Here is a 25,034-nt window from a genome sequence, read left to right on the forward strand (position 1 = left end):
GTATGGGAAATTTAAGTGAATTGCAGATCAGCCTGATCGCCATTGGCATGGTGGTGGTTATGGGAGTTGTTTTTTTTAACTGGATGCAGCAGCGCCGCTACCGGCGGGGAGCGGAAGAAGCATTTGGCCGGGAGCATGAAGATGTATTGTTGAGAACCGCCGTGTCGGTAGAAGAAAATGGACGGATCGAACCTCAACTCGGCAGCGAGCTATTGCACGAGAGCCTGATGGAGCCGGATGCAGAACCGCCGCGCGTGCAAGAACTTGCCGAGCCAAAGGAGGAACCCGCTGCCAGCCCGGCTATTTCGGACACCCCGATTACGCCGGTTGAACAGGCGCCACCACCTCCCGTCAATCGCAGCAGTACCAGCGGCGATAGCATGGCCGAGGCGGTGGATTATACGGTTGGCATCGAAAGTGGAACGCTGATCGCGGATTCGAATCTGGCGGCGTTACTACAGCGGAAGTTTGATTTCGGCAAACCAGTGCGATGGATGGGGCGGAGAAGCCCGGAAGCATTCTGGGAAGAAATCACGATAGAGACCAACAATAAGAGCGGCTATCGCAATTTGCGTGGCCGCCTGCAACTCGCGGACCGCGCCGGTCCGGTAAGCGAAGTCAGCTTGTCGGAGTTTCGCGATATGACGGAAAACTTTTCCGCGCGTGTGAAAGCAACCGCAAATTGTCCTGATATACAAAAAGCATATGAGCGAGCTTTGTTACTCGACGAATTCTGCACACGAGTAGATGTGATGGTAGGTATTAACATTATAAGCAAGGATACCAGTGCGTTCACCGGCGCCAAAATCCGTGTCCTCGCAGAAGCATCAGGTTTCAAACTGGGAGCAGAGGGCGTTTTTCATTACCGCGACGAAAACAACGCTATCCTGTTTTCCCTCGGCAATTATGAGCCTTCTCCTTTTCTTCCCAACAGCATGCGAATGCTTATTACTCATGGCATTACCTTTCTCCTTGACGTGCCCAGAGTGGTAAATGGCGAAATCGTTTTCGGGCAGATGGTGCACCTCGCCGAGGTTTTTACGGACGAACTCGACGGCATAATGGTGGATGATAATCGTCTGCCCTTGAGCGATAGCGGTATCCGGAAAATCAGGCAGCAACTGGGTGCGATTCAGTCCCTGATGCTGGCGCACAATATTTCCCCTGGTGGCGAAACCGCGTTGAGGCTCTTTGCGTGAGTGAGCACCCGGAACACGTATCGCGCCGCATACAGGAACTGCGCGATACGATAGAAATGCATAATTACCACTATTACGCACGAGATACCCCGACTATTCCGGACGCTGAGTACGATAAGCTGTTCCGGGAACTGCAGGAACTTGAACAGCGCCATCCCCATCTCGTCACAGCTGATTCCCCTACCCAGCGCATCGGCGCTGCCCCCATCAAGGAATTTGCCCACATTGTTCACCGGACACCCATGCTCTCCCTCGGCAATGCATTTGAAGCCGAAGAGGTAAATGCATTCGATCGGCGAGTGCGTCAGGTCCTTGGAACAGACAGCGTGGAATATGCGGTGGAGCCCAAATTCGATGGGCTCGCCGTCAGCCTCTGTTATGAGAATGGTATGTTCAGGACCGGCGCTACCCGTGGCGATGGCTATGTTGGGGAGGACGTCACTCTGAATCTGCGCACAGTCCAGTCTATTCCGCTACAACTGAAACCCGATTCTCATGCCGCACAAGGTCCCTCGTTTCTTGAGGTACGAGGTGAAGTGCTGATGTTGAAGGCGGACTTCGAGAAACTTAACCGGCAGCAGCGCGAAAAAAAAGAAAGAGAGTTCATAAACCCTCGCAATGCCGCAGCGGGTTCATTGCGCCAGCTCGATCCCGGTATCACTGCCAGGCGCAGGCTCAAGTTCTTCGCCTATGGCATAGGGGCTTGTGAAGGGGGAGATGTGCCCCGTGATAAGCATAATCGCGTACTTGACTATCTTGAGTCGTTGCGTTTTCCGGTCGCGCGCGAACGCAATACGGTGATCGGCGCGACAGAGTTGCTGGAGTATCACCGCGAAGTACGGGCGATGCGCGGGAGTCTGCCCTATGACATTGATGGCACGGTGTATAAAGTCAATAATCTGGCGCAGCAGCAAAAGCTCGGGTTTGTTTCACGTGCCCCCCGATTCGCGCTCGCGCATAAATTCCCAGCGCAGGAAGCGATAACTGAATTGGTGGGGATCGATATACAGGTAGGTAGAACCGGCGCCATGACGCCAGTTGCCCGGCTGAAGCCTGTATTCGTGGGCGGCGCCACCGTTACCAATGCTACGCTGCACAATGAGGATGAAATCCGGCGCAAGGATGTCATGATCGGCGATTGGGTAACGGTGCGGCGGGCGGGCGATGTGATTCCCGAAGTGGTAGCGGTCCAGAAAGAGAACCGTAGCCCGCAGGTAATACCGTTCGTTATGCCGGATCACTGCCCCGTGTGTGGGTCCAAAGCAGTGCGCCTGCCTGGCGAGGCGCTGACACGCTGCACCGGCGGACTGTTCTGTCCAGCGCAGCGAAAACAGGCAATTTTGCATTTTGCATCACGCCGCGCCATGGATATCAACGGACTTGGAGACAGGCTGGTGGATCAACTGGTGGACAGTGCCATTATCAGAACACCTGCGGATCTCTATAAACTCGGCATAGCCGCGCTTGCCCATCTGGAGCGCATGGCGGAAAAATCCGCAGGCAATATCATTGCTGCCATTGAAAAAAGCAAACATACTACATTGGCCCGCTTTATTTATTCGCTGGGTATTCGCAATGTGGGCGAGACCACGGCCAGGGAGTTGGCCCGATATTTTGGCAGCCTCGACCGGTTGATGGATGCGGATATGGAAAGCCTGCGGCAAGTGCCGGACATAGGACCTGTTGTGGCCGAGAGTATCCGCGATTTTTTTGCCGAAGGACACAATCTCGAAGTTATCGAGCAATTGCGGGCAGGCGGAATACAATGGAAAGAAGATGCGGGAACGCAGGCAAAGGCAGGTTCCGGCTTTCCGGCAGGAGCTGGCAAAGTTGCTGGCAGGATTTTTGTGTTGACGGGAACCTTGCCGTATTTGTCGCGCGAGGACGCCAAGGAGAGAATTGAAGCGCTGGGGGGGAAAGTAACGGGAAGCGTCTCGAAAAAAACGGACTATGTCGTGACTGGTTCGGACCCGGGCAGTAAATATGACAGGGCGGTTGAATTGGGGATACGCATCCTCGACGAGGAAGGGCTGTTACAATTGTTGCAAGATTCAGCGCCTGACTTGATTTCTGAAAAATCCTGATCCTTAAACAAGTTCATTTTATGCCAAAAATAACCAAAGCAGTTTTTCCCGTGGCGGGTATGGGCACCCGTTTTCTGCCTGCTACCAAGGCGAGTCCCAAGGAAATGATGCCTGTTGTAGACAAGCCATTGATCCAGTATGCCGTCGAAGAGGCCATTGCGGCGGGTATAACGGAGATGATTTTCATAACCGGCCGTCACAAGCGCGCCATTGAAGACCATTTCGATAAAGCCTATGAAATTGAAGCAGAGCTGGAAGCCCGCGGCAAAAGCGAGACGCTGGAAATGCTGCGAAGCATTCTGCCGAAAAACATCTCTTGCATCTATATCCGCCAGTCAGAAGCGCTGGGCTTGGGTCATGCAATATTGTGTGCGCGTCCCGCCGTTGGCAATGAGCCGTTTGCGGTGCTGCTGGCAGACGACTTGCTGGCTGGGGACGAGCCGATTATGGGACAGTTGTGCCGGGTATATGAACAAAACGGCTGTTCGATTTTAGCCGTACAAAATGTCGAGCCGAGAGATACGGTAAATTATGGAATCGTAAAATGCGGACCGGGAATGAGCGGCCTGCATCCCATTACCGGTATTGTAGAAAAACCTGAACCGGAGAATGCGCCCTCTACGTTAGGCGTGGTTGGTCGCTATATCCTGACTCCCAAAATTTTTGAACATCTGGAAAAGGTCAAGGCAGGCGCGGGGGGAGAAATCCAGCTTACTGACGGCATAGCTTCACTGTTGCTGGAAGAGCGGGCCTTGGCGTATGAGTTTTCCGGTACCCGTTACGATTGTGGAAGCAAGATAGGTTACCTCAAGGCTACTATCGCGCTGGCGCTTGAACACCCGGAGGTTGGCGAGGAGTTTGCCAACTATCTGAACGCTAAAGGCTATCGTACTCCTTCCGCTTGACCTGTTTTATTGAACGCTTAGTCGATACCAATCCCGATACTGATGCATTCTTCCGAAGAAGCGAAGAAAATTTTCGATACGGCAGAGCAGATATTTTCTGCTGACGAGGTATCCCGGACTGTCAAACGCATGGCCGCCGATATTACAAAGGCGCTATCACATCGATACCCGTTGGTGCTCAGCATAATGGGCGGTGCGGTGGTATTTACCGGCCAACTGCTCCCGCTGCTGGAATTTCCGCTCAATTTTGATTATCTCCACGTCAGCCGCTACGATAATAAGACCAGCGGTGGTAAGATCAATTGGAAAGTGTCGCCTCGTGAAAACGTGCAGAACAGGGTGGTGCTGGTGCTGGACGATATCCTTGACGAAGGAATCACGCTTGCGGCGATCCGCGAACGGGTCATGGACCAGGGCGCAACAGCGTTCTATAGTGCCGTTTTTGCCGACAAGGATATCGCAAGATCCAAGCCGATCAGCGCCGACTTTGTGGGTATCGTGTTGCCGAATCGCTATGTGTTTGGCTTCGGCATGGATATACACGGCGTATGGCGAAATTTGCCGGCCATTTATGCCTTGAAAGAGTAAACGGAAACACCAAAATAAAGTCCAATAAGCATCGGGGTAAAGCTGTTGCAGGGATGCGGAAAGCGCAGAGCATGTGACCGGGTACCCGCGAAACTTTCGATTTTCCAGAAGCGGCCCGGCCCCGGTATTTTTTAATTTCTTGTTCGATTTCTGAAAGACATGCTTGCAATCATTGGCGGCACCGGTATGACCCAACTTGCCTGTCTTGAAATATCGCACCGCAAGATCATGACAACTCCCTATGGCGAGCCGTCGGGTCCGCTGACTTTCGGCGAAATCAATGACAACAAGGTTGTGTTCCTGGCCCGCCATGGCTATGGTCATACCATTCCGCCGCATGAAGTAAATTACCGCGCCAATTTGTGGGCATTGCACTCATTAAAGTTGTCCCGGGTGATATCAGTTACTTCGGTAGGCGGAATTCGCGCAGACTTGACGCCTGGCACGGTTGCAATTCCTGACCAGATTATCGACTATACCCATGGCCGCAAGAGCACGTATTATGATGTCATAGACAGACCGGTTACTCATATTGATTTTACCGAACCCTATTGCCAGTTGACGCGTACACGTCTGCTGGAGGCGGCGGAGCGTGCGAATGAACGGGTAATCGATGGTGGTGTCTATGGTGCGACGCAGGGGCCGCGTCTGGAAACTGCCGCTGAAGTTACCCGAATGGAGCGGGACGGGGTCGATCTGGTGGGCATGACCGGTATGCCGGAAGCGGCACTGGCTAAAGAGCTGGGCCTCTGTTATGCGACCGTTGCCGTAGTGGCAAATTATGCCGCAGGCCGTGAAACGAGCGCGCATGCCATCAGTCTGGAAGATGCTCATGCCGTCCTGGAAAAAGCAATGGTCGGCGTTAGAAACATTCTCGAACGCGTGGTGGAATTCGATGTCGATTAAATCTGTTTTAAAGATGGGTGATCCGCGATTGCTCGAAGTAGCGCGGAAGGTGGAGAAATTCGGCACCCCCGAGCTTGAGACTCTGATCTGCGATATGCATGAAACCATGGAGGCTCTGGATGGCGCGGGTCTGGCCGCGCCCCAGATTGGGGTGGGCCTCCAGGTCGTAATTTTTGGGGTGAAGCGCAATCCGCGCTATCCCGATGCGGAAGATGTGCCTTACACGGTTCTGGTGAATCCGGTATTGACACCTCTCACAAAAAATATGGAACAGGACTGGGAAGGCTGCCTGAGTGTTCCGGGCATGCGCGGGGTGGTTCCACGTTTTGCGAAGGTGCGCTACCAGGGTTTGGATCAGTATGGCAGATCCATAGATAGAAGTGTCGACGGATTCCACGCACGCGTTGTGCAGCACGAATGCGATCATTTACAAGGCATTCTCTATCCCATGCGTATCACCGATTTTCGTACATTTGGCTTTACCGACGTGTTGTTTCCGGATCATGCACCTATGGCAGAGTAAGTTGGGACTGCATTATTGTTTCAACTTTGAAGGCGGCAAATTGGCAAGTGGGAACTCTTCCAGAAGGTGCAATCCTGTAGCGAGATGCAGGGCGCCTGCCCTCCGAAGGAAGGTGTCATCCCATAGCTTAGGCGCCCCGTGGGCGCCGTGACCCGTCGCTGCCCGATCCCTGCTTCGCGGGGCCCCTCGTGCGAACGCTTTGGGTTAGCTGCGATGGGCTGAGCAGTGCGCTCCGAAGGAAGGTGCGACCTCGTAGCTTAGGCGCCCTGCGGTCGCCGTGACCCGTCGCTGCCCGATCCCCGCTCCGCGGGGCCCCTCGTGCGAACGCTTTGGGTCACACCTCATCCATTCTCAATCCGGAGCAGGCCAGTTGTTGTGCCAGCAATTGTGCGAGGTGGCGTGCACTTCGTTTTCCGCTCTCAACGACGATATGCGCTGTCTCACGATAAAGCGGGTCGCGTTGCGCATAAAGTTCGGCCAGTCGCGCACGGGGATCGGAAGTCTGGAGCAGCGGACGATTCTTGTCCTGCCGCGTCCGACGCCACAAATCATCAATCGTCGCTCTCAAATAAATCACAGTGCCCCTGCGTCGCAGCGTCTCACGGTTCTCTGCTCGCAGCACTGCTCCGCCTCCGGTGGCAAGAACGATGTTCCCCATTTTCACAAGTTCCGATAACATTTCCGCCTCGCGCTTGCGAAAACCAGCTTCCCCTTCAATTTCAAAAATAACAGGTATGCTGACTCCGGTTCGCTTTTGAATTTCGCGATCCGAATCATAAAATGTCTTTTTCAGGAAACTGGCCAGAAGTCTGCCGATGGTCGTTTTTCCCGCGCCCATCATTCCAACCAGGAAAATGTTCCCCGGCGTCTCGCCTTCGGGGACGACCTCATCTACTTCGGTTTCGTTTGCGACGTTATCCACCAGCACTATTGCATTTGTTGCATTCATCCGCGAATTGTAGCTGAAATGCCACAACCGGCGTAAATACAAAAATGTTCAGGTTTTCTCAGCCCGGATTCCAACGCCGTTTTTATAATGGCGCTTGGTTGATCGTGAAGTATGAAATCGACTTCATGTAACCAATTGCGGGGCATGCACGTCAAGGTCGAGGATGTGAATAAACCCACCGTATACACTCAAGCAAGCTGTAGCCGGCAGTAATTTAATCCACCCTGATGGGAGGCGCTTTTGAAAACTCGTCCTGGTTTAGCCTGCCATCCCGATCAATGTCCAGGCCTTTATAAGTCTGCGCAGGCATTCCCTGGGCCGCAGCTTCTTCCGGCGAGATATAACCGTCTTCGTCGGCGTCATACAATTCCCAGGGAGGCGCTACTCGTTCAGGCACCCCCGCATCGTTTTTTTGCTCGGCTGCTGTTTCCCCATGAGCCGTTTCCCCATGAGCCAGCCCTGAGATGCCCAGAATCGAGATTATCAGCCATTGTATCTTCACGCGTCGCAACGTCGAGAAATACCTCACAGTACCTCCTTTGCGATATACCGCTGCTTTACGCGCAAACAGGCGTTGCTTGCGCAAGAACGCAGATCCCGGTCAATCAATTCATCAGGAAATAAATAATTATTAAAACAAATGCGGGCACACCCAGAAGCCAGGCAATAAAATATTTACCCATGATAGCCCCTCCTTGAAAAAATGCAGTGCGAGATACTTCGACGCTATCTGGTCATATTCATTCAGTTGAACATTGTCGCCATTGCTAGTATTACCGACTACCGGCATTACGGACGACGGTTACGCGACCGCAACGAACGCACCATCGAGGGCAGAACCTGATGCATCATTAATGTTCTCGCGCTGCTTGCCAGTACTCCCGCCGTGAGAGCTATGCCCCCTTTCACCGCTTTGTTCAGTGGGCCACGCGGCGCCATTGACAACGCGGCCAGCAAGCCCAGCGATGTGTAGTAAGGATGGCGTGTTATAAATTTGAAGGTACGGCTGCGTGGGAATGCATGAATATCCGCGGGCTCATCATGTTCATCCGCAGGGATGAACATGGATCGATAGTGCCTGCGGCTTTCCCTCATCCGCTCCAATAGCGCTTTTCTTTCATCTTCCAGAGGAATGCTCATACTACGTCCTTCATTAGCTTTATATCCTGCTGCAATTCCTCACGCACGGTATCGAAAGCTGAAGCGGAGTCTGCTCGGCTTGGCGCTGCCAGATATGCCCAAAAGGTTGCCAGGGCATAAAAGCCAGCCACACCCCACGCGGAAATCACGCGATAAGGAGTATCCCAGCAGGTAATGATGATAGCCAGTCCCAGGAAGATCAGGCCCAACGCCGCAAAGAGCGTGATCACGATATAGCTGACTATCTGTCTTTTCAGATTTCGCCCCTGAATCTCTACTGATATTTTCAACAGCTCCAGGTATTCGCCGACACGTTCCAAAGCAATTGCTCCGAGTTGTCTGGCTTTTCTGATGGTTTCAAACATGGCGATTTATCTCGACTTGTACTGCGGCCCAAACGGATTAACGGCGGGTCAGCAACAAGCCGACTATAAATCCAACTGCGGCCGCGTAACCGACCGATTGAAGTGGATGTTCTTTTATGCATTCCTTGGAACACTCAACACCATAGTCGAACTGCTCACGCGCATCATGGGCCAGGCCTTGGGCGGCTTCCCTGGTGGAGGCGATCTTGGTCATCAATTTTTCCTTGGCCTCCTCCAGGTCGATATCCGATAAACTGGGGATGCGTGAAATCAATTCGTCCAGATCTGCTCTCAGATTGGAAAGTTCTTCGCTCGCAACGGCGCCCACTCGTTCCCCTGCCGATTTTGCCTCATTCCCAACCCGCTGAGCTGCCTCACCCGTCCGATTGACCATGTTTTCTGCCGCAGCCTTCGTGTCGTCGATTTTATTGGTGGAAGTATCCTGTTCCATATTGGCTCCTTTATTTATTCGTTGGAAAAATACGTTGTACTCGGTATTCGAGCCCCTTTATAAGTATTATCTTATAATGATTGGTCCCGGTATGTACGTTGACACACATAATCCATTCATCATTATTGACAGTCTTTATCATACCTATCCCCATCGCGCGGCATTAATATTGATTGCTGGACTTGTACTGTTTGTGCCCCCCGCCCAGCTGATGCGCGGGAGGCGGGTCCGGTATTCCGCAGCTTCAATTGAGCGAGGCGCGGCAAAAATGATATAATCCAGCGCTAAGCCGGTTTTTTCGACTAACCTCATTTACATAGATTTTGGTTAGTCGCATCAGCGGGCTTAAATTCGCACATCCGCCTGTTTCAAAAGGGTGCTCTGCAATTTTATCTTTATAAGAGCGACTATGGCGGGTAGAGGCTCAACCCTTAAAGGAGAAATTCATGTCAGTAACCATGCGGCAAATGCTTGAGGCGGGTGTCCATTTCGGGCATCAGACCCGTTTCTGGAATCCCAAGATGGCGCCGTATATTTTTGGCCATCGCAATAAGATACACATCATCAATCTCGAAAAAACGTTGGCAATGTACCAGGAGGCGATGAAATATGTGCGCCAGTTGTCTGCCAACAAAGGTAATATTTTATTCGTTGGAACCAAGCGCCAGGCGCGTGATATCGTGCGCGAGGAGGCGCTCCGCTGCGGGGCTCCCTTCGTCGACCAGCGCTGGCTTGGTGGAATGCTTACCAACTTCAAGACGATTAAGCTGTCCGTCAAACGCCTCCATGATATGGAAGCGATGGTGGAGGACGGAACGCTCGACAAGCTTTCCAAGAAAGAAGCGCTGGACATCCAGCGGGAACTGGAAAAACTTAATCGAAGCCTGGGTGGCATCAAGGATATGAAGGGCCTTCCCGATGCCATGTTCGTGATTGATGTGGGTTATCAGAAGGGTGCAATCACCGAAGCCAGGAAACTCGGTATTTCCATAGTCGGTGTGGTGGATACCAATCACAGCCCTGAAGGGCTGGACTACGTCATTCCCGGAAATGACGATTCCAGTCAGGCGATACGTCTATACGCCCGCGGTGTAGCCGATGCGATACTGGAAGGGCGTAATCAGGCCGTTCAGGAAATCGTCAAAAACGAATTTGCGGAGATGGACGAGACAGTAGCCGCGGAGTAGGTCAGCAAGATTGCGAGAACCATACCCGATGCCGACTGCATCGGGTATGTGAGATGAGTGCGCGGCTTTTTTAACAAAATATTTCTGGAGTGAATATGGCGGATATCACCGCGCAAATGGTGAAGGAATTGCGTGACATGACCGGTCTGGGCATGATGGAATGCAAGAAAGCGTTGACCGAAACCAGCGGGGACATCAAAGCAGCGGAGGATCTGCTGCGTATCAAGAGTGGCGCCAAGGCAAGCAAGGCCGCAGGGCGTGTAGCATCGGAAGGGATGGTTGCAGCGTACATTGCGCCCGACGCAAAGAGTGGCGCGCTGGTGGAAATCAACTGCGAAACCGATTTCGTTGCCAGGAACGAAGATTTTATCAAATTCAGCCGTGATCTCGCACAACTATTGGCGACACAAAATGTGGCGGATATCGAAGCGTTGTCGAGCGTCCCGTTGCCGGGCGGTGAAAGCGTAGATGAGTGCCGAAAAGCGCTGGTAATGAGACTGGGTGAAAATATCAGTGTGCGCCGTTTTGCGCGTCACATGACGCAGGGTCGTCTTGTTTCGTACCTGCACGGTGCAAAAATTGGTGTAATGATCGACTACACGGGTGGCGACGAGGTGCTTGGCAAGGATCTGGCCATGCATATTGCGGCCAGCAAACCGATTTGCGTTTCAAGCGAACAGGTATCGCCCGAGCTGCTGGCGCGCGAACGGCAGATATATACGGCCCAGGCAGCGGAAAGCGGCAAACCTGCCGATATCGTTGCAAGAATGGTCGATGGGCGTGTCGCCAAATACCTCGCCGAAGTGACGCTTCTTGGTCAACCATTCGTCAAGAATCCGGATCTGACTGTGGAAAAACTACTTGCGGCAAAGTCAGCAAAAGTTAACGGCTTTACCTTGTTCGTTGTTGGAGAGGGCATCGAAAAGAAAACCGGGGATTTTGCTGCCGAAGTGATGGCTCAAGTGAACCAGGCGAAAGAAGAAAAAACGTCACAGCCAAATTAGAATTATCTCATGACTATCGCTGCCTATAAGCGTATTCTGCTGAAGCTCTCCGGCGAGGCCCTCATGGGTGATGACAGCTATGGCATCAATCGTGTCGTGATTGAGCGTATTGTCGCCGAGATCGCCGACGTGCACCGGTTAGGGGTTCAGGTAGCAGTGGTAATTGGCGGCGGCAACATTTTCCGCGGCATGACATCCGCTGAAGACGGGATGGATCGTGCTACCGGGGATTATATGGGCATGCTCGCTACTGTCATGAATGCCCTGGCGCTGCAGGACGCCATGCGCCGTGACGGGTTGATAAGCCGCGTCCAATCGGCGCTGCGTATTGATCAAGTTGTGGAACCCTATATTCGTGGAAAAGCGATACGCTACCTGGAAGAAGGCAAGGTGGTAATTTTTGCCGCTGGCACCGGTAATCCTTTTTTTACGACCGATACAGCTGCGGCATTACGTGGCAGAGAAATGAACGTAGACATTGTGCTGAAGGCCACCAAGGTGGATGGAGTATATAACGCCGACCCCAAGACAAATCCGGACGCCATACGCTACCATGAGTTGTCTTTTGACGCGGCCATTGCCCAGAACCTCAAGGTGATGGACGCTACCGCCCTGACGCTATGCCGCGACCAGAAACTGGTGCTCAATGTGTTCAGTATCTTCAAGGCTGGCGCGTTGAAACGGGTGGTGATGGGTGAGGACGAAGGTACACTGGTGCAAATTTGAATCGTCCGTGTTTGTAAGTTTGTAAGTTTGTAAGTTTGTAAGTTTGTAAGTTTGTAACTATGGAAATTTGAAATTATTGAATCACTATAATTGAACCGCCGGTATCCGACGTTTCAGGTCTTAATGGGGCAGTGCGTTTGTTTCGTTCTCTGTAAATTGACAACATCATGATCGCCGACATAAAAAAATCCGCTGAAGAAAAAATGCAGAAAAGCCTTGAAGCACTGAAACTGGACCTGGGCAAAATACGGACCGGCCGGGCTCACACCGGTTTGCTGGATCACATTACCGTCGACTATTATGGCGCACCCACGCTCATTAATCAGGTTGCCAACGTCAACCTGGCGGATGCGCGTACTATTACCGTGGCGCCGTGGGAAAAGAAGATGCTGAGTGCGGTCGAAAAAGCCATCCGCAACTCCGATCTGGGATTGAATCCCGTCACGGTAGGCGAGTTGATTCGAGTACCCATGCCGCCGCTCACCGAGGAACGCCGTCGTGATCTTACCAAGGTTGTGAAGCACGAGGGCGAAAACGCGCGGGTCGCGATGCGAAATATTCGCCGTGATGCAAATACCCATCTGAAGGATTTACTCAAGGAAAAAAAGATCGCCGAGGATGAGGAACGCCGCGGACAGGATGAGATCCAGAAGCTTACTGATCGCTACATCGCAGAAATAGATAAACTCCTGCAGATTAAAGAAGCCGAGTTGATGGCAATCTGAGGGGGTGAACGCACGGCGAATAGTAATGGCATGCTGCAGCAGGTAGGGTCCGCGAACCGCTAGCGTATCTCACGAATAACCGATTTTTTTGTTTGAAAGCTCCTTAACCCAATCGTTTCCATGCTCGTTACCCCCAGTTCAACCCGGGAAATACCTGAAACCGGCATGATTCCGCGACATATCGCCATCATCATGGATGGCAATGGCCGATGGGCAAAGAACCGCTTCATGCCGCGGATGGCTGGGCATAAACGCGGAGTGGAAACGGTACGCACCGCGATCAAGGCCTGCATTGAGCGCGGTGTCGAATACCTCACCTTATTCGCCTTCAGCAGCGAGAATTGGCGCCGCCCCACGGACGAGGTCGCGTTCCTGATGCAGCTTTTCATAAATGTGCTGGAGCAGGAGGTTACCAAACTTCATGAGAACGGTATTTGCTTCAAAGTAATTGGGGACCTGTCGAAGTTCGATCCAAAAATAGTCGAGTTTGTTCGTAATGGCGAGGCGCTTACAGCGGCGAATACGCGTTTCACGCTTACCATCGCAGCTAATTATGGGGGGCGCTGGGATATCATGCAGGCTGTGCACAAAATGCTGGAGCAACAGCCACAACTGGCAGCCCGTTTTGACGAAAAGGACCTGGTGCAGCATTTCGCCTTGAATTACGCTCCGGAACCGGATCTGTTTATCCGTACCGGCGGCGAAAAACGCATCAGCAATTTTCTGTTATGGCAATTGGCTTACACTGAACTGTATTTTACCGATACGCTGTGGCCGGATTTTGATGCTCGTGCGCTGGATCTTGCCATTCTGTCCTATCAGCAACGCGAGCGCCGGTTTGGACGCACCAGCGAGCAGCTTCAAACAAGGTCATCCGCTCATGGAGGGAGAGAGGTTGCCGTCAAAAAAACGGCGTAATCTCTACACCTTTCCAATCTGCGCCGTTTCTTTCTTACCTTACCAGTCATGCTCAGGGCCCGGATTTTCACAGCCGTCATCATGCTATGCGTGTTTTTGGCGGCATTGTTTTACCTGTCAGCCATTTTCTGGATGGTGTTACTGCTTGCCTTGACAGCGACAGGCACATGGGAATGGAGCAGGCTGGCGAAGTTTTCTCTGACCAGTTCCATAACCTATCTTTTATTCACGATAATACTGGTTGGAGAACTGCTGTTCTTGTTAAGCGACGTAGTCCTCGCCAATCCCCATACTACCGCATTTCTCGGGTTTTACGCTGCATCGTTCGCATTCTGGACGCTGGGTGTTCCATTTTTCCTGAAGTCAAAAACGCCTATCAGAAATCCGGTCGCACTGGCGTTGACGGGATGGGTGCTGCTATTGCCAACATGTTTTGCCCTGTACCAATTGCGAGCCATCGATCCGTTCATCCTGCTGGGGTTCATGTCCACAATCTGGATATCCGATACCGCGGCGTACTTCACAGGCCGTAAATGGGGAAAACACAAGCTCGCGCCGGGTATCAGCCCGGGAAAAACCTGGGAAGGCGTGGCTGGAGCACTGGCGGCAGTTTTTATTTACGCGTTGATATGGAATTATGGCGCTGGAGACGAAGCACGCATCAGGTTACTGATACCGCTGCTACTTCTGCTTGCCATCATGGGAATTGCCGGGGATTTGTTTGAGTCTCTGATGAAAAGGCATGCCGGAGTCAAGGATAGTGGAAATATTTTGCCCGGCCACGGTGGTATACTTGACAGAATTGATGCGCTGACTTCCGCCCTGCCCATCGCCGTCTTATCACTTCTACTGTTACAGACCGAATTATGATAGCTGTTCGTCATCTTACCATTCTTGGCTCTACCGGGAGTATCGGCGTAAACACGCTGGATGTGGTTGCACGTCATCCTGACCGGTTTCGTGTCGTTGCACTTACGGCGGACAAGAGCGCCAAGAAAATTTTGGAACAATGCCGCCGTTTCCAGCCGCGTTATGCAGTATTACTGGACGAAGCCAGTGCTGAATGGCTGGAGGCAGAAGTCCGTTCGGCGGGACTCGCCACCGAGGTGCTGTCAGGCGTCGAATCTCTGGAGAAAGTCGCATCGCTTGCAGACGTTGATACGGTAATGGCGGCGATTGTGGGCGCTGCAGGTATACGTCCCACGTTTGCCGCTGCCCGCGCAGGCAAGCAGGTGCTGCTGGCAAACAAGGAGACTATGGTCATGGCTGGCCGTATCTTCATGGATGTGGTCAAGGAAAACGGCGCTACTCTGCTACCGATCGACAGCGAACATAATGCTATCTTCCAGTCACTACCGCAGCATTTCAAGGGTGATCTGGGCGCGGTAGGGGTACGCCGGATTTTGCTGACCGCATCAGGCGGACCATTCCGCCAATTACCGTTGAGCTCCCTGGAGCACGTAACGCCGGGGCAGGCTTGCGCTCATCCCAACTGGGTAATGGGACAGAAGATTTCAGTCGACTCCGCTACCATGATGAACAAGGGCCTGGAAGTGATTGAAGCACACTGGCTGTTTGAAGCTGCACCCGAACAGATACAGGTGGTGATTCATCCGCAAAGTATAATTCATTCGATGGTCGAATATGTGGATGGCTCCGTATTGGCACAACTGGGTAATCCCGACATGCGTACGCCGATCGCCCATGCCCTGGGTTTTCCTGAGCGGATCGAAACCGGTGTAACGCCTCTGGACATGTTCAAAGTAGCACGGCTGGATTTCGAGGCGCCCGATTTTAAACGTTTTCCTTGTTTGAGGCTTGCATATCAAGCATTGGCCACCGGCGGCAGCGCACCGGCGATACTCAATGCGGCGAACGAGGTAGCGGTAGATTCTTTTCTCAAGTGCCAAATGCCATTTACCGCGATCCCGGCCATGATCGAAGAAGTCATGCAGGCAGTAGGTCGCAAGGATATCGCCACACTTAATGATGTGCTGGCGGCAGACAGTCTGGCGCGTGAAGCTGCCCATGAGTGGCTGACGTGCCTGGCGTAGTGTCTAGCGTAAGGGGTTGCAATTATTGGCCTCGGGAAGCGGCGAGACAAGCGCGGATTGCCCGTTGGTTCAGGCGAATCGTTTCCGCTGCGCTCGGCGAGCAGAACATCGGGCCGAACGCAGAGTTAAAAAACTCATAACTGGAGTTTCTATCCCGATGTGTCACTCCGGCGCCGGGACAGCACGCAACTGCGCCATGTTTCCCTTCCGACACAACATCGATAATGGCAACAGGTGCGAAAGGTGAGGCAGCAACGCCTGTGCGGCATTTCTCGCAGATGGGAAGCCGCTTCATCACATACGCGTAGGCGTAGGTTTTTTATAACCATTTCCGCCGCTTATCTGATCATTTTTTCCGGATCTTCCGGCTTCCATTCCGTTTCGCGGAAGATAGCAAATCACCTCTTTCAGATGTTCGAATCCCCTCCATTTGACACTCTTTCGCTTTACGTACCCCTCTTGTATGCCGCTTGCCGTGGACCCGTATTGGCATGACATTTTTTTCCACCATCCTTGCTTTCGTCGTCGCCCTGGGGTTGCTGATCGTATTTCATGAATTCGGCCATTTCCTGGTGGCTCGCTGGTGTGGGGTTAAAGTGCTGCGCTTTTCTATCGGCTTCGGCCAACCTTTGCTGCGGAAGCGCTGGGGAAAAGACCAGACCGAATGGGTCATTGCTGCTTTTCCCCTCGGCGGCTATGTCAAGATGCTCGATGAACGTGAGGGTAGCGTTGCGCCCGAGGAGTTGACGCAATCATTCAACCGCAAGCCTGTTGGACGCCGGTTCGCCATTGTCGCGGCAGGACCGATTGCTAATTTTTTGCTGGCAATAGTGCTTTACTGGTTGCTGTTCATGCTGGGCGTCAGCGCAATGAAGCCGATTCTGGGTCCGGTGACTTCTGCAACGCCAGCGGCATTCGCGGGATTCAAGCCGGGCGATACCATTACAAAAATTGGCACCGAGACAGTCGCTACCTGGCAGGATGCCCGATGGTTGCTGTTGTCGCAGGCAATGGAAAGATCATCCTCCGTAGCGGTAGAAACTGCTGACGCACACGGGCGGCTGGCATTGCGGAAATTGGATTTAAGCGGTATTCAGGCGGATGACCTGGATGCGGAGTTCCTGAAGAAGATCGGCCTGAGCACTTACCAGCCAGCCGTGAAACCCATCATTTCGCACGTAACGCCCGACAGCTCGGGGAGGCGCGCGGGTTTGCTGCCGGGTGACGAGATTCTGGCAGTCAACGGGAGCGAAATTGCACTTTGGGAAGACTTGGTCGAAAAGATACGGAACAGTCCGGGAATGCCACTAATACTGGAAATCCGCCGTTATGAAAAGACTATCGAAATAGAAATTATTCCCGATACTGTCACCGAGAGCGGAAAAAAAGTCGGCAAAATCGGAATTGCGCCCCAAATCGATCATGATGAACTGGAAAAACTTCTGATTGAAGTCAGCTATCCTCCCGGCACAGCCGTGGTCAGGGCAATAAACAAAACCTGGGAAACATCGGTATTTACATTAAAAATGCTATGGAAAATGGTGGTGGGAGAAGTGTCGTGGAAGAATGTAAGCGGACCTATTACAATTGCCGACTACGCAGGTAAGTCGGCCCAAATGGGCCTTTCAGCTTACCTTGCCTTTCTTGCGCTCATCAGTATTAGTCTGGGCGTGCTGAACCTGTTACCTATCCCTGTACTGGATGGGGGGCATTTAATGTATTATGTGATCGAAATCGTCAAGGGCCGTCCACTTTCAGCCAAAGCAATCGAAATTGGCCAGCAGATCGGTATGATGCTGTTATTTGCCCTGATGGCCTTTGCCATATACAACGATATCAGCCGGCTCATCCCCAGTTAAAGTATGAAAGTCCGCTATCTCGTCGCGCTTGTTTCTGCCTTATGCGCTTCGGTTTCGTGGGCGCGCGAGCCGTTCGTGGTCAAGGACATACGGGTGGAAGGCATACAACGAACAGAGGCGGGGACGGTATTCAGTTATTTGCCCGTAAAGGTGGGTGACACGCTCGATGATGAAAAGGCTGCGGCTGCTATCAAAGTGCTCTATGCCACTGGTTTTTTCAAGGATGTACGGCTGGAGTCCGAGGGCGGCGTTCTCGTTGTAGTGGTGGAAGAGCGTCCCGCTATTGCACAGATCAGCATTATTGGTGCCAAGGAATTCGAGAAGGACAAACTGAAAGAAGGTCTGAAACAGGCGGGGTTGGCGGAATCGCGAATCTTCGATCGCTCAACTCTGGAAAAAGCCGAACAGGAACTGAAGCAGCAGTATATCAGCCGTGGTAAATACGGGGTAAAGATTACCACCACTACGACCCCGCTGGATCGTAATCGCGTGGGAATCAATTTTAACGTGGATGAAGGCAAGACCGCCAAGATTCGCAAGATCAACGTCGTCGGAAACAAGGCTTTCAAGGAAAAGGACCTGCTGAGCGCATTCGTACTGAGGACGCCCGGCCTGCTTACCTGGTTCACCAAGGAGGATCAGTATTCGAAGCAGAAGCTTTCCGGCGATCTAGAGTCGCTGCGATCGTACTATCTTAATCGCGGCTATCTTGAATTCAGTATTGAATCCACTCAGGTATCCATTACCCCGGACATGCAGGATATTTATATCACGATAAATATCACCGAGGGCCCGCAATACAAGGTTTCCGAGATAAAACTTGCCGGCGAACTGCTGGTGCCGGAAGATGAATTACGCCAACTCATAAAGCTTGCATCCGGCGACGTATTTTCCCGTGAGCGGCTCACTGAGTCTGTCAAGCTGATTTCCGACCGGCTGGGTGATGATGGCTATGCGTTTGCCAACGTCAATGCCTCTCCCCAGTTGGACAAGGAGAAACAACAGGTATCGTTTACCTTTTTTATAGACCCGGGACGCCGAGTTTACGTAAGGCGTATCAACATAACGGGCAATAGCCGCACCCGGGATGAAGTGATCCGCAGGGAATTGCGGCAATTCGAAGGAGGCTGGTATTCAACCAGCAAAATCAACCGCTCGAAGACAAGGGTGGACAGATTGAATTATTTTAATGCTGTCAATGTTGAAACGCCTGCGGTTCCGGGTACCACCGATCAGGTTGACATGAATGTCGAGGTCAAGGAAAAGCCCACCGGCGCGGTGATGTTCGGAGCGGGTTATTCCAATATGGAAGGGTTGATACTGAGCGGTTCCGTTGCGCAGGACAACATATTCGGTACCGGCAAACTGGTCAATCTCATGATCAACACCGGGCGGGTCAACAAGACCTATTCATTGTCTTATACCGATCCTTATTTCACCAAGGACGGTATCACCGCCGGGTTCGATATTTACAAGCGTGTTCTCAATACAAGCAGGCTATTGTCAGTAATGAACTTCAATACCGATACCACAGGCGCTGGTATACGCATGGGCATTCCGCTCAACGAAAATGACAGTATCCTGCTTGGTCTGGGGGCGGAAAATACGAAAATCGAGCTGGGACCCAACAGTCCGCAGCGTAATATCGATTTTGTGGAAAAATTCGGTGAGAGCACTATCAACATTCCGGCAACTGTCAGCTGGCGGCGGGATGGACGCGATAGTGCAATATGGACGACCTCAGGTACCACGCAGCGCGTATTTGCCGAGATTGGCCTGCCAGGCGGCGATCTTACTTACTACAAAGTGGATTATGACCTCAAATGGTATTATCCGGTCACTGACATTTTTACACTGCTGTTGCACGGGGACGTGGGATACGGCGACGGTTATTCCGGAAAGGATCTCCCCTTCTTCAAGAATTTTTTTGCTGGCGGCAATACCACGGTCCGCGGCTATCGTGTCAGCTCGTTAGGTCCTCGCGACGCAAACAACAGAGCCCTGGGCGGCAATACACGTGTAGTGGGAAATGTGGAGATTCTGTTTCCAATGCCCGGTATGAGGACCGACCGAACAGTACGCCTGAGTACATTTATGGATGCCGGCACCGTTTATGGTCCTGACGGCGCAAGACCCGAACAGGAAGGTTTGCGTTACTCCGCAGGTATCGCCGTTATGTGGATTTCACCCATGGGCCCCCTGAAAGTCAGTGTCGCACAGCCTATAAATAGCCAGCCTGGTGATAATATACAGCGATTTCAGTTTCAATTTGGGCAGCAGTTCTAAGTTAAATAAACAATCCGGAGATAGAATTGAAACACAAGGTGCTATGGCGAATCGTTACGGCAGTCTACGTAATCCTCGCATCCGGCTGGGGATCCGCGCTTGCGGATGATATAAAAATCGGCGTTGTCGACACCGAGAGAATTCTGGCTGAATCGGCGCCCGCGGTAAGAGCCCTGAAAAAAATAGAAAAAGAATTCTTGCCGCGCGATCAGGAAATCAAGAGGATGGCCTTGCAGGCGAAGGAGCTTCAGGATCTTCTGGAAAAAGAGGGGAAGACCATGCAGGAAGCGGATCGGCGCAACAAGGAGCGCGACCTTGCCTCCCTCAACCGCGAGTATCAGCGCGCTCAACGGCAGATGCGCGAAGACCTGAGTCTGCGCCAGAACGACGAAGTCGCCACGCTTCAGCTGACTGCCAGTAAAGCTATTCAGGTAATCGCGGAGACGGAGAAGTACGACCTGATCTTGCCTTTGCGCGATCTCGTTTTCCGCAGTCCCCGCATCGACATCACCGAAAAGGTAATCAAGGCGCTGGCTGACAAGTAGCAGCAGCCAGGCAGTCGCCAACCAGTAATATAAGACGGCAAACCCCATCTATGTCATCGTTATCAAGAACTCGGGAAAGATCGCGCAATGGATATTAATGAAGTATTAAAATACCTCCCTCATCGCTACCCTTTTTTACTGGTTGATCGGGTTCTAAGCTGTGAGCCAGGCAAGACCATCTCCGCACTCAAGAACGTGACGATCAATGAACCCTTCTTTTCCGGTCATTTCCCTCATCATCCCGTTATGCCGGGCGTTCTGATTATCGAAGCGCTGGCACAAGCGGCTGCTCTTCTGACGCTCAGGACCGCGAATCTCGAAACCGATGAGAATTCAGTTTACTATTTCGTCGGTATAGATCGCGCCCGCTTCAAGAAGCCGGTGCTACCGGGTGATCAACTGATACTCAAGGCAACGATCCTGCGCGAGCGAATCGGGATCTGGAAATATTCCGCCCAGGCAGAGGTGGACGGCCGTGTTGTCACCGAGGCCGAGTTGATGTGCACAATGCGGCGTAAAGAATAGTCTCACGGAATATTTCTCTACCGGAGTTGAAAAGTGGAGCGGCGAGAAGTGTCGGCGAATGAATTCAGTTGGGTTTGCGGCGTGGACGAATCTGGCAGAGGCCCACTGGCGGGTCCGGTGTTCGCAGCCTGTGTAGTGCTCAACCCGGAATATCGAATCGAGGGTCTCGCAGATTCGAAAACGCTAAGCGAAGAAAAACGCGACAGCCTGACTCTTGCCATTAAAGCACATTCCATAGCCTGGGCTATTGGTTCGGCATCGGTCAAGGAAATCGACCGTCTGAATATTCTGCAGGCGAGTTTGCTTGCAATGAAGCGTGCGGTAAAAAGTCTGTCATTCATCCCCGGGAGAGTGTTGGTGGACGGAATTCATGGTCCTCGCCTGAATTGCCCCGTGACCACCATCATCAGGGGCGATAGTCTGATCCCGGAAATCTCCGCTGCTTCCATCCTCGCGAAGACGGCGCGTGACGCGACGATGGTGGCGTTGCACCGGCGCTTTCCGAATTATGGCTTCGACCAGCATAAAGGCTATTCTACCGAGCAACACATCGCGGCGCTACGGATTCATGGGGTCTCTGTGGTGCACCGGCGCAGTTTTGGGCCAGTCAGAGAATTGATAGCAGGTTGTAAAATTGATGGAACCGCTGCATAAGGCCAACCCGTCAAGTCGACCGAATGGACGAAGGTTGCGGGAGGAGGAACTTTATTCCATTGCATCATTACTAATGCAATAATGGATGCTCTCCGTTAACCGGATTTACAGCAGATCGGCGGTGGGCTATCGGGTTGCGGGTTATTCCGAGGATCGCGCGAGATTTCCTGCTACTCTACTTTAAACTGCGTCAATTTTACTTACAGTCTGAATAATATGCGAATTGAAAAAGATACAGTGGTAACACTCAACTATGAACTGTCAGATTTGACCGGTCAGGTGATGGAAAAACCCGACACGCCGGTCAGTTACCTGCATGGTGGTTACGATGGAATCTTTCCCATGGTGGAAGAACAATTGCATCGCCAGGAGGTAGGCTATAGTTGCACGGTTTTGATGGAGCCGGAAAATACCTTTGGCGAATACGATAGTCAATTGGTGCGGGTAGAGCCGCGCGCGCTTTTTCCCGATGATGTGACGGTCGGGATGCAGTTTGAAGGGGGCGAAGAGGGTTCCGATGATGCCCTGATCTATACCGTGACCGATATTGCCGAAGATAAGGTGGTAGTGGATGGAAACCATCCATTGGCTGGGGTGACTTTGCGTTTCGATTGCACGGTTACCGAGGTGCGTCCGGCCACAGCAGAAGAGTTGTCTCACGGCCATGTCCATGGAGCTCATGGGCATGAACATTGATTGAAGCCTAAGTAAACGTGTAGATAAATTACCCCACGAATCGGATTTGCGCCCAACCAGGGGTGAATGAGTAGACTCGCCTCCCCGGACTATTCTTTCTCCGTCGCATTTTTCAGAGCGTACAGTTTTTCCAGTGCTTGCCTGGGGCTTAATTCATCCGGCGAGATTGTACGCAGCAACGCGAGGACAGGATGTTCTTCGGCGGATTTCTCGGCGGTAGGAAGCTTGTCCGAAAACAGATCCCGTTGCGGTTGCGTTTTTACCGTTTCCTGTTCGAGTTTCACGAGATATTTTTTTGCGGTTCTGATGACGGGCTCCGGGACACCCGCAAGCGCCGCGACCTGAAGACCATAGCTTTGACTTGCAGGCCCTTCATTGACGGCGTGCAGGAATACAATATGATGTTTGTGTTCCACGGCCCGCAGGTGCACATTCGCCACCTGTGCGAATTCCTCCGCAAGTCTTGTCAACTCGAAATAATGAGTCGCGAATAACGTATAGCTGCGATTCTTCTCCAACAGATACCGGGTAATGGCGAAGGCAAGTGCCAATCCGTCAAACGTGGAGGTGCCTCGTCCCACTTCATCCATTAATACCAGGCTTTGTGATGTGGCATTGTGCAGGATATTGGCAGCCTCGGTCATTTCCATCATGAAAGTCGAGCGTCCTCCGGCGAGATCGTCGGATGCGCCAATACGGGTAAAAATCTGATCGAGCGGCCCAAAACGCGCACTATTTGCGGGAACGAAACTGCCGCAATGGGCGAGCAACGCAATTAGCGCGATTTGCCGCATATAAGTGGATTTCCCACCCATATTGGGGCCGGTAATGACAAGCATCTGTCGCCTGACATTACCCCACGCGCCGAGCCGCACATCATTCGCGATGAAGTTCTCCACCTGTTTTTCCACAACCGGATGGCGGCCCGCCTCAATGTCGACAAAGGCCTCATCGGTAAAGACCGGTAAGGTGTAATCGAGTGCGAGCGCGCGTTCGGCGAAAGCCGCTAACACATCCAGTTCGGCGACACTCTGTGCAACCTGTTGTAAATGACCTATATGCTGCGAAAGCAAGTCCAGCAGATGGCTATATAAAAACTTCTCCCGATCCAGCGCGCGGTCCTGGGCGGAGAGCGCCTTCTCCTCGAAAGCCTTGAGCTCCGGCGTGATATAGCGTTCGGCATTCTTCAGCGTCTGCCTTCTCCGATAATCATCGGGGATCTTCTCGCTATGGGCATGTGTCACTTCAATATAAAAGCCGTGCAACCGGTTATATTCCACTTTGAGGTTCGCAATGCCAGTGCGGACTTTTTCCCTTGTTTCCAGTTGCAGCAGAAACTCGCCACAATTGTTCTGTATCGCGCGCAGTTCATCCAGTTCGCTGTCATAGCCATCGGCGATTACACATCCCGTCCGCAGCACAACCTCCGGCTCTTCTCGCAGCGAATTCTCCAGAAGCGTGACAAGACCGGCATCAGGTGCCATCGATTGCGCCAGCGCGGTAATAGACACGCTTGAGAGCCTCTCCGGTGCCATAGCGGTACTAATGGCAGTGATGGCGGTAATAGCCTGGGGCAACCGTTTCAGGCTGTCGCGCAATCCGGATAAATCCCGTGGACGTGCCGATTTCAGCGCGATACGAGCGGTAATGCGCTCGATGTCGGCCACACGCTTGAGGCACTCGCGCACCGAAAGGTATGGTCCTGATCCGGCTTCTCCGATAAGGAAAGACACGCGATCAAGCCGATCCTGAACCAGTGCACGATTACGCAACGGATGATGCAGCCATTGTCGCAGCAACCTGCTGCCCATGTTGGTTGAGCAAGTATCGAGCAGGGATAGTAGCGTCGGCGATGCATCACCCAATATGGTCTCAGAAATTTCCAGGTTGCGGCGTGTAGCGGCATCCATTCGCAGATAGCTGCCTTCTCGCTCCACCCGCAGCGCCTTGATGTGAGCGATACCCGTGCCTTGCGTGAGGCGGGCGTAATCCAGCAGCGCACTTGCCGCTCCTAGCGATGGATGCAGACCGTCGCAGCCGAAACCGGAAAGATCATGAGTTCCAAATTGCCGCGAGAGATTGCAGACAGCGGCTTCGGCATCGAACTGCCACAAGGGCAGATGCTTGAGCGATATTTTTTTGGATTCGCTGACAACTTTGAGTGGGGCAGGTGTATCCGATGAATCCGGCAAAAGAATTTCCGCGGGTTTCAGACGTTCGAGCTCGGTTCCCAGATTAGCGAGTGAGGTCTCCATCACGCTGAATTGCCCTGCGGCAAGATTGAGCCACGCCAAGCCCAGCGTAGATTCATGCACGAACAAGGCAAGCAAAATACTTTCACGTTTTTCTTCCAGTAGCGCTGCATCGGTCAGCGTCCCTGGTGTGACAATACGCATGACCTGGCGCTCTACGGGGCCTTTTGCGGTCGCGGGATCGCCGGTCTGTTCGCAGATCGCCACCGATTCACCGAGCCTGACAAGTTTTGCCAGATACTGTTCGGCCGAATGATAAGGCACACCCGCCATCTTGATCGGTTCCCCCGCCGACGTGCCGCGCCGGGTCAGGGTAATATCGAGTAGTTTTGCCGCTTTTTCAGCGTCGTCAAAGAACAGTTCATAGAAATCCCCCATTCGGTAGAACATCAACATATCGGGATGCTGCGCCTTGATGCGGAGATATTGCTGCATCATGGGGGTGTGCGCAACGATGTCTTGTTTATGCATTTTAAATTGGATTTTTCAGCGC

General features: G+C 52.6%; 25 protein-coding genes. 19 read left to right on the forward strand and 6 right to left on the reverse strand.

Annotation, left to right across the window (positions count from 1 at the left end; all coding sequences use genetic code 11):
* The first annotated feature begins 2 nt into the window (after positions 1-2).
* The 6 genes from CRO05_RS05470 (at position 3) to def (ending at position 6,205) form a co-directional block, all read left to right on the forward strand.
* Positions 3-1,199, forward strand: coding sequence for a cell division protein ZipA C-terminal FtsZ-binding domain-containing protein (locus CRO05_RS05470; protein WP_097066141.1), 1,197 nt, complete (start codon positions 3-5; stop codon positions 1,197-1,199).
* A complete protein-coding gene (ligA, locus tag CRO05_RS05475; protein WP_097066142.1) occupies positions 1,196-3,283 on the forward strand; it encodes an NAD-dependent DNA ligase LigA in 2,088 nt (695 codons plus the stop codon). Before CRO05_RS05470 ends, ligA begins: the two co-directional genes overlap by 4 nt.
* Positions 3,284-3,303: 20 nt before the next feature.
* On the forward strand, positions 3,304-4,188 hold the full coding sequence (galU, locus tag CRO05_RS05480; protein WP_097066143.1) for a UTP--glucose-1-phosphate uridylyltransferase GalU: 885 nt from the start codon (positions 3,304-3,306) through the stop codon (positions 4,186-4,188).
* A 42-nt stretch (positions 4,189-4,230) separates the two neighbouring features.
* Complete coding sequence (locus CRO05_RS05485) at positions 4,231-4,776, forward strand: hypoxanthine-guanine phosphoribosyltransferase (RefSeq protein WP_097066144.1); 546 nt, start codon at positions 4,231-4,233, stop codon at positions 4,774-4,776.
* Positions 4,777-4,935: 159 nt separating this feature from the next.
* Entirely contained in the window at positions 4,936-5,682 is a 747-nt protein-coding gene (locus tag CRO05_RS05490) for an S-methyl-5'-thioinosine phosphorylase (protein ID WP_097066145.1), read from the forward strand.
* Positions 5,672-6,205 (forward strand): peptide deformylase, encoded by a 534-nt coding sequence (gene def, locus CRO05_RS05495; RefSeq protein WP_097066146.1) that lies wholly within the window; start codon positions 5,672-5,674, stop codon positions 6,203-6,205. The genes CRO05_RS05490 and def overlap by 11 nt, the downstream gene beginning before the upstream one ends.
* 334 nt (positions 6,206-6,539) lie before the next feature.
* Here the strand turns inward: def and CRO05_RS05500 are convergent, their stop codons facing one another.
* From CRO05_RS05500 to CRO05_RS05520, 5 genes are all read right to left on the reverse strand, one after another.
* On the reverse strand, positions 6,540-7,046 hold the full coding sequence (locus tag CRO05_RS05500; protein WP_235001344.1) for a shikimate kinase: 507 nt from the start codon (positions 7,044-7,046) through the stop codon (positions 6,540-6,542).
* A gap of 322 nt (positions 7,047-7,368) precedes the next feature.
* The gene (locus CRO05_RS05505) at positions 7,369-7,740 is read right to left on the reverse strand and encodes a hypothetical protein (RefSeq protein WP_097066147.1); all 372 of its coding nucleotides are present in this window, start codon (positions 7,738-7,740) and stop codon (positions 7,369-7,371) included.
* Positions 7,741-7,943: 203 nt separating this feature from the next.
* Complete coding sequence (locus CRO05_RS05510; RefSeq protein WP_097066148.1) at positions 7,944-8,294, reverse strand: hypothetical protein; 351 nt, start codon at positions 8,292-8,294, stop codon at positions 7,944-7,946.
* Complete coding sequence (locus CRO05_RS05515) at positions 8,291-8,659, reverse strand: phage holin family protein (RefSeq protein WP_097066149.1); 369 nt, start codon at positions 8,657-8,659, stop codon at positions 8,291-8,293. The genes CRO05_RS05510 and CRO05_RS05515 overlap by 4 nt, the downstream gene beginning before the upstream one ends.
* Before the next feature lie 37 nt (positions 8,660-8,696).
* Complete coding sequence (locus CRO05_RS05520) at positions 8,697-9,110, reverse strand: YqjD family protein (RefSeq protein WP_097066150.1); 414 nt, start codon at positions 9,108-9,110, stop codon at positions 8,697-8,699.
* A gap of 446 nt (positions 9,111-9,556) precedes the next feature.
* On the opposite strand from CRO05_RS05520, the gene rpsB reads away from it, so the two are divergent.
* From rpsB to CRO05_RS05590, 13 genes are all read left to right on the forward strand, one after another.
* Entirely contained in the window at positions 9,557-10,297 is a 741-nt protein-coding gene (gene rpsB / locus CRO05_RS05530; protein ID WP_097066152.1) for a 30S ribosomal protein S2, read from the forward strand.
* 95 nt (positions 10,298-10,392) lie between these two features.
* A complete protein-coding gene (gene tsf / locus CRO05_RS05535) occupies positions 10,393-11,301 on the forward strand; it encodes a translation elongation factor Ts (RefSeq protein ID WP_097066153.1) in 909 nt (302 codons plus the stop codon).
* A gap of 9 nt (positions 11,302-11,310) precedes the next feature.
* Positions 11,311-12,027: a UMP kinase gene (gene pyrH / locus CRO05_RS05540; RefSeq protein ID WP_097066154.1), complete on the forward strand. Its 717-nt coding sequence runs from the start codon at positions 11,311-11,313 to the stop codon at positions 12,025-12,027.
* A 167-nt stretch (positions 12,028-12,194) separates the two neighbouring features.
* Positions 12,195-12,752: a ribosome recycling factor gene (frr, locus tag CRO05_RS05545; RefSeq protein ID WP_097066155.1), complete on the forward strand. Its 558-nt coding sequence runs from the start codon at positions 12,195-12,197 to the stop codon at positions 12,750-12,752.
* Positions 12,753-12,872: 120 nt separating this feature from the next.
* Positions 12,873-13,670 (forward strand): polyprenyl diphosphate synthase, encoded by a 798-nt coding sequence (gene uppS / locus CRO05_RS05550; RefSeq protein ID WP_097066156.1) that lies wholly within the window; start codon positions 12,873-12,875, stop codon positions 13,668-13,670.
* Between the two features lie 48 nt (positions 13,671-13,718).
* Positions 13,719-14,540, forward strand: a complete 822-nt coding sequence (locus tag CRO05_RS05555; protein WP_097066157.1) for a phosphatidate cytidylyltransferase — start codon at positions 13,719-13,721, stop codon at positions 14,538-14,540.
* Positions 14,537-15,724 (forward strand): 1-deoxy-D-xylulose-5-phosphate reductoisomerase, encoded by a 1,188-nt coding sequence (gene ispC, locus CRO05_RS05560; protein WP_097066158.1) that lies wholly within the window; start codon positions 14,537-14,539, stop codon positions 15,722-15,724. The genes CRO05_RS05555 and ispC overlap by 4 nt, the downstream gene beginning before the upstream one ends.
* A gap of 491 nt (positions 15,725-16,215) precedes the next feature.
* Entirely contained in the window at positions 16,216-17,583 is a 1,368-nt protein-coding gene (rseP, locus tag CRO05_RS05565) for an RIP metalloprotease RseP (RefSeq protein WP_097066159.1), read from the forward strand.
* 3 nt (positions 17,584-17,586) lie between these two features.
* A complete protein-coding gene (bamA, locus tag CRO05_RS05570; protein ID WP_097066160.1) occupies positions 17,587-19,869 on the forward strand; it encodes an outer membrane protein assembly factor BamA in 2,283 nt (760 codons plus the stop codon).
* Between the two features lie 26 nt (positions 19,870-19,895).
* Positions 19,896-20,414, forward strand: a complete 519-nt coding sequence (locus CRO05_RS05575) for an OmpH family outer membrane protein (RefSeq protein ID WP_097066161.1) — start codon at positions 19,896-19,898, stop codon at positions 20,412-20,414.
* An 87-nt stretch (positions 20,415-20,501) separates the two neighbouring features.
* Entirely contained in the window at positions 20,502-20,939 is a 438-nt protein-coding gene (gene fabZ / locus CRO05_RS05580) for a 3-hydroxyacyl-ACP dehydratase FabZ (protein WP_097066162.1), read from the forward strand.
* A 33-nt stretch (positions 20,940-20,972) separates the two neighbouring features.
* Positions 20,973-21,593 (forward strand): ribonuclease HII, encoded by a 621-nt coding sequence (rnhB, locus tag CRO05_RS05585; RefSeq protein WP_235001300.1) that lies wholly within the window; start codon positions 20,973-20,975, stop codon positions 21,591-21,593.
* A gap of 216 nt (positions 21,594-21,809) precedes the next feature.
* A complete protein-coding gene (locus CRO05_RS05590) occupies positions 21,810-22,289 on the forward strand; it encodes a peptidylprolyl isomerase (protein WP_097066163.1) in 480 nt (159 codons plus the stop codon).
* An 89-nt stretch (positions 22,290-22,378) separates the two neighbouring features.
* Here the strand turns inward: CRO05_RS05590 and mutS are convergent, their stop codons facing one another.
* On the reverse strand, positions 22,379-25,012 hold the full coding sequence (gene mutS, locus CRO05_RS05595) for a DNA mismatch repair protein MutS (RefSeq protein ID WP_181319738.1): 2,634 nt from the start codon (positions 25,010-25,012) through the stop codon (positions 22,379-22,381).
* Between the last annotated feature and the right edge of the window lie 22 nt (positions 25,013-25,034).

The organism is Nitrosovibrio sp. Nv4 (genome assembly GCF_900215485.1).
In the GTDB taxonomy this organism is placed as follows: Bacteria; Pseudomonadota; Gammaproteobacteria; order Burkholderiales; family Nitrosomonadaceae; genus Nitrosospira.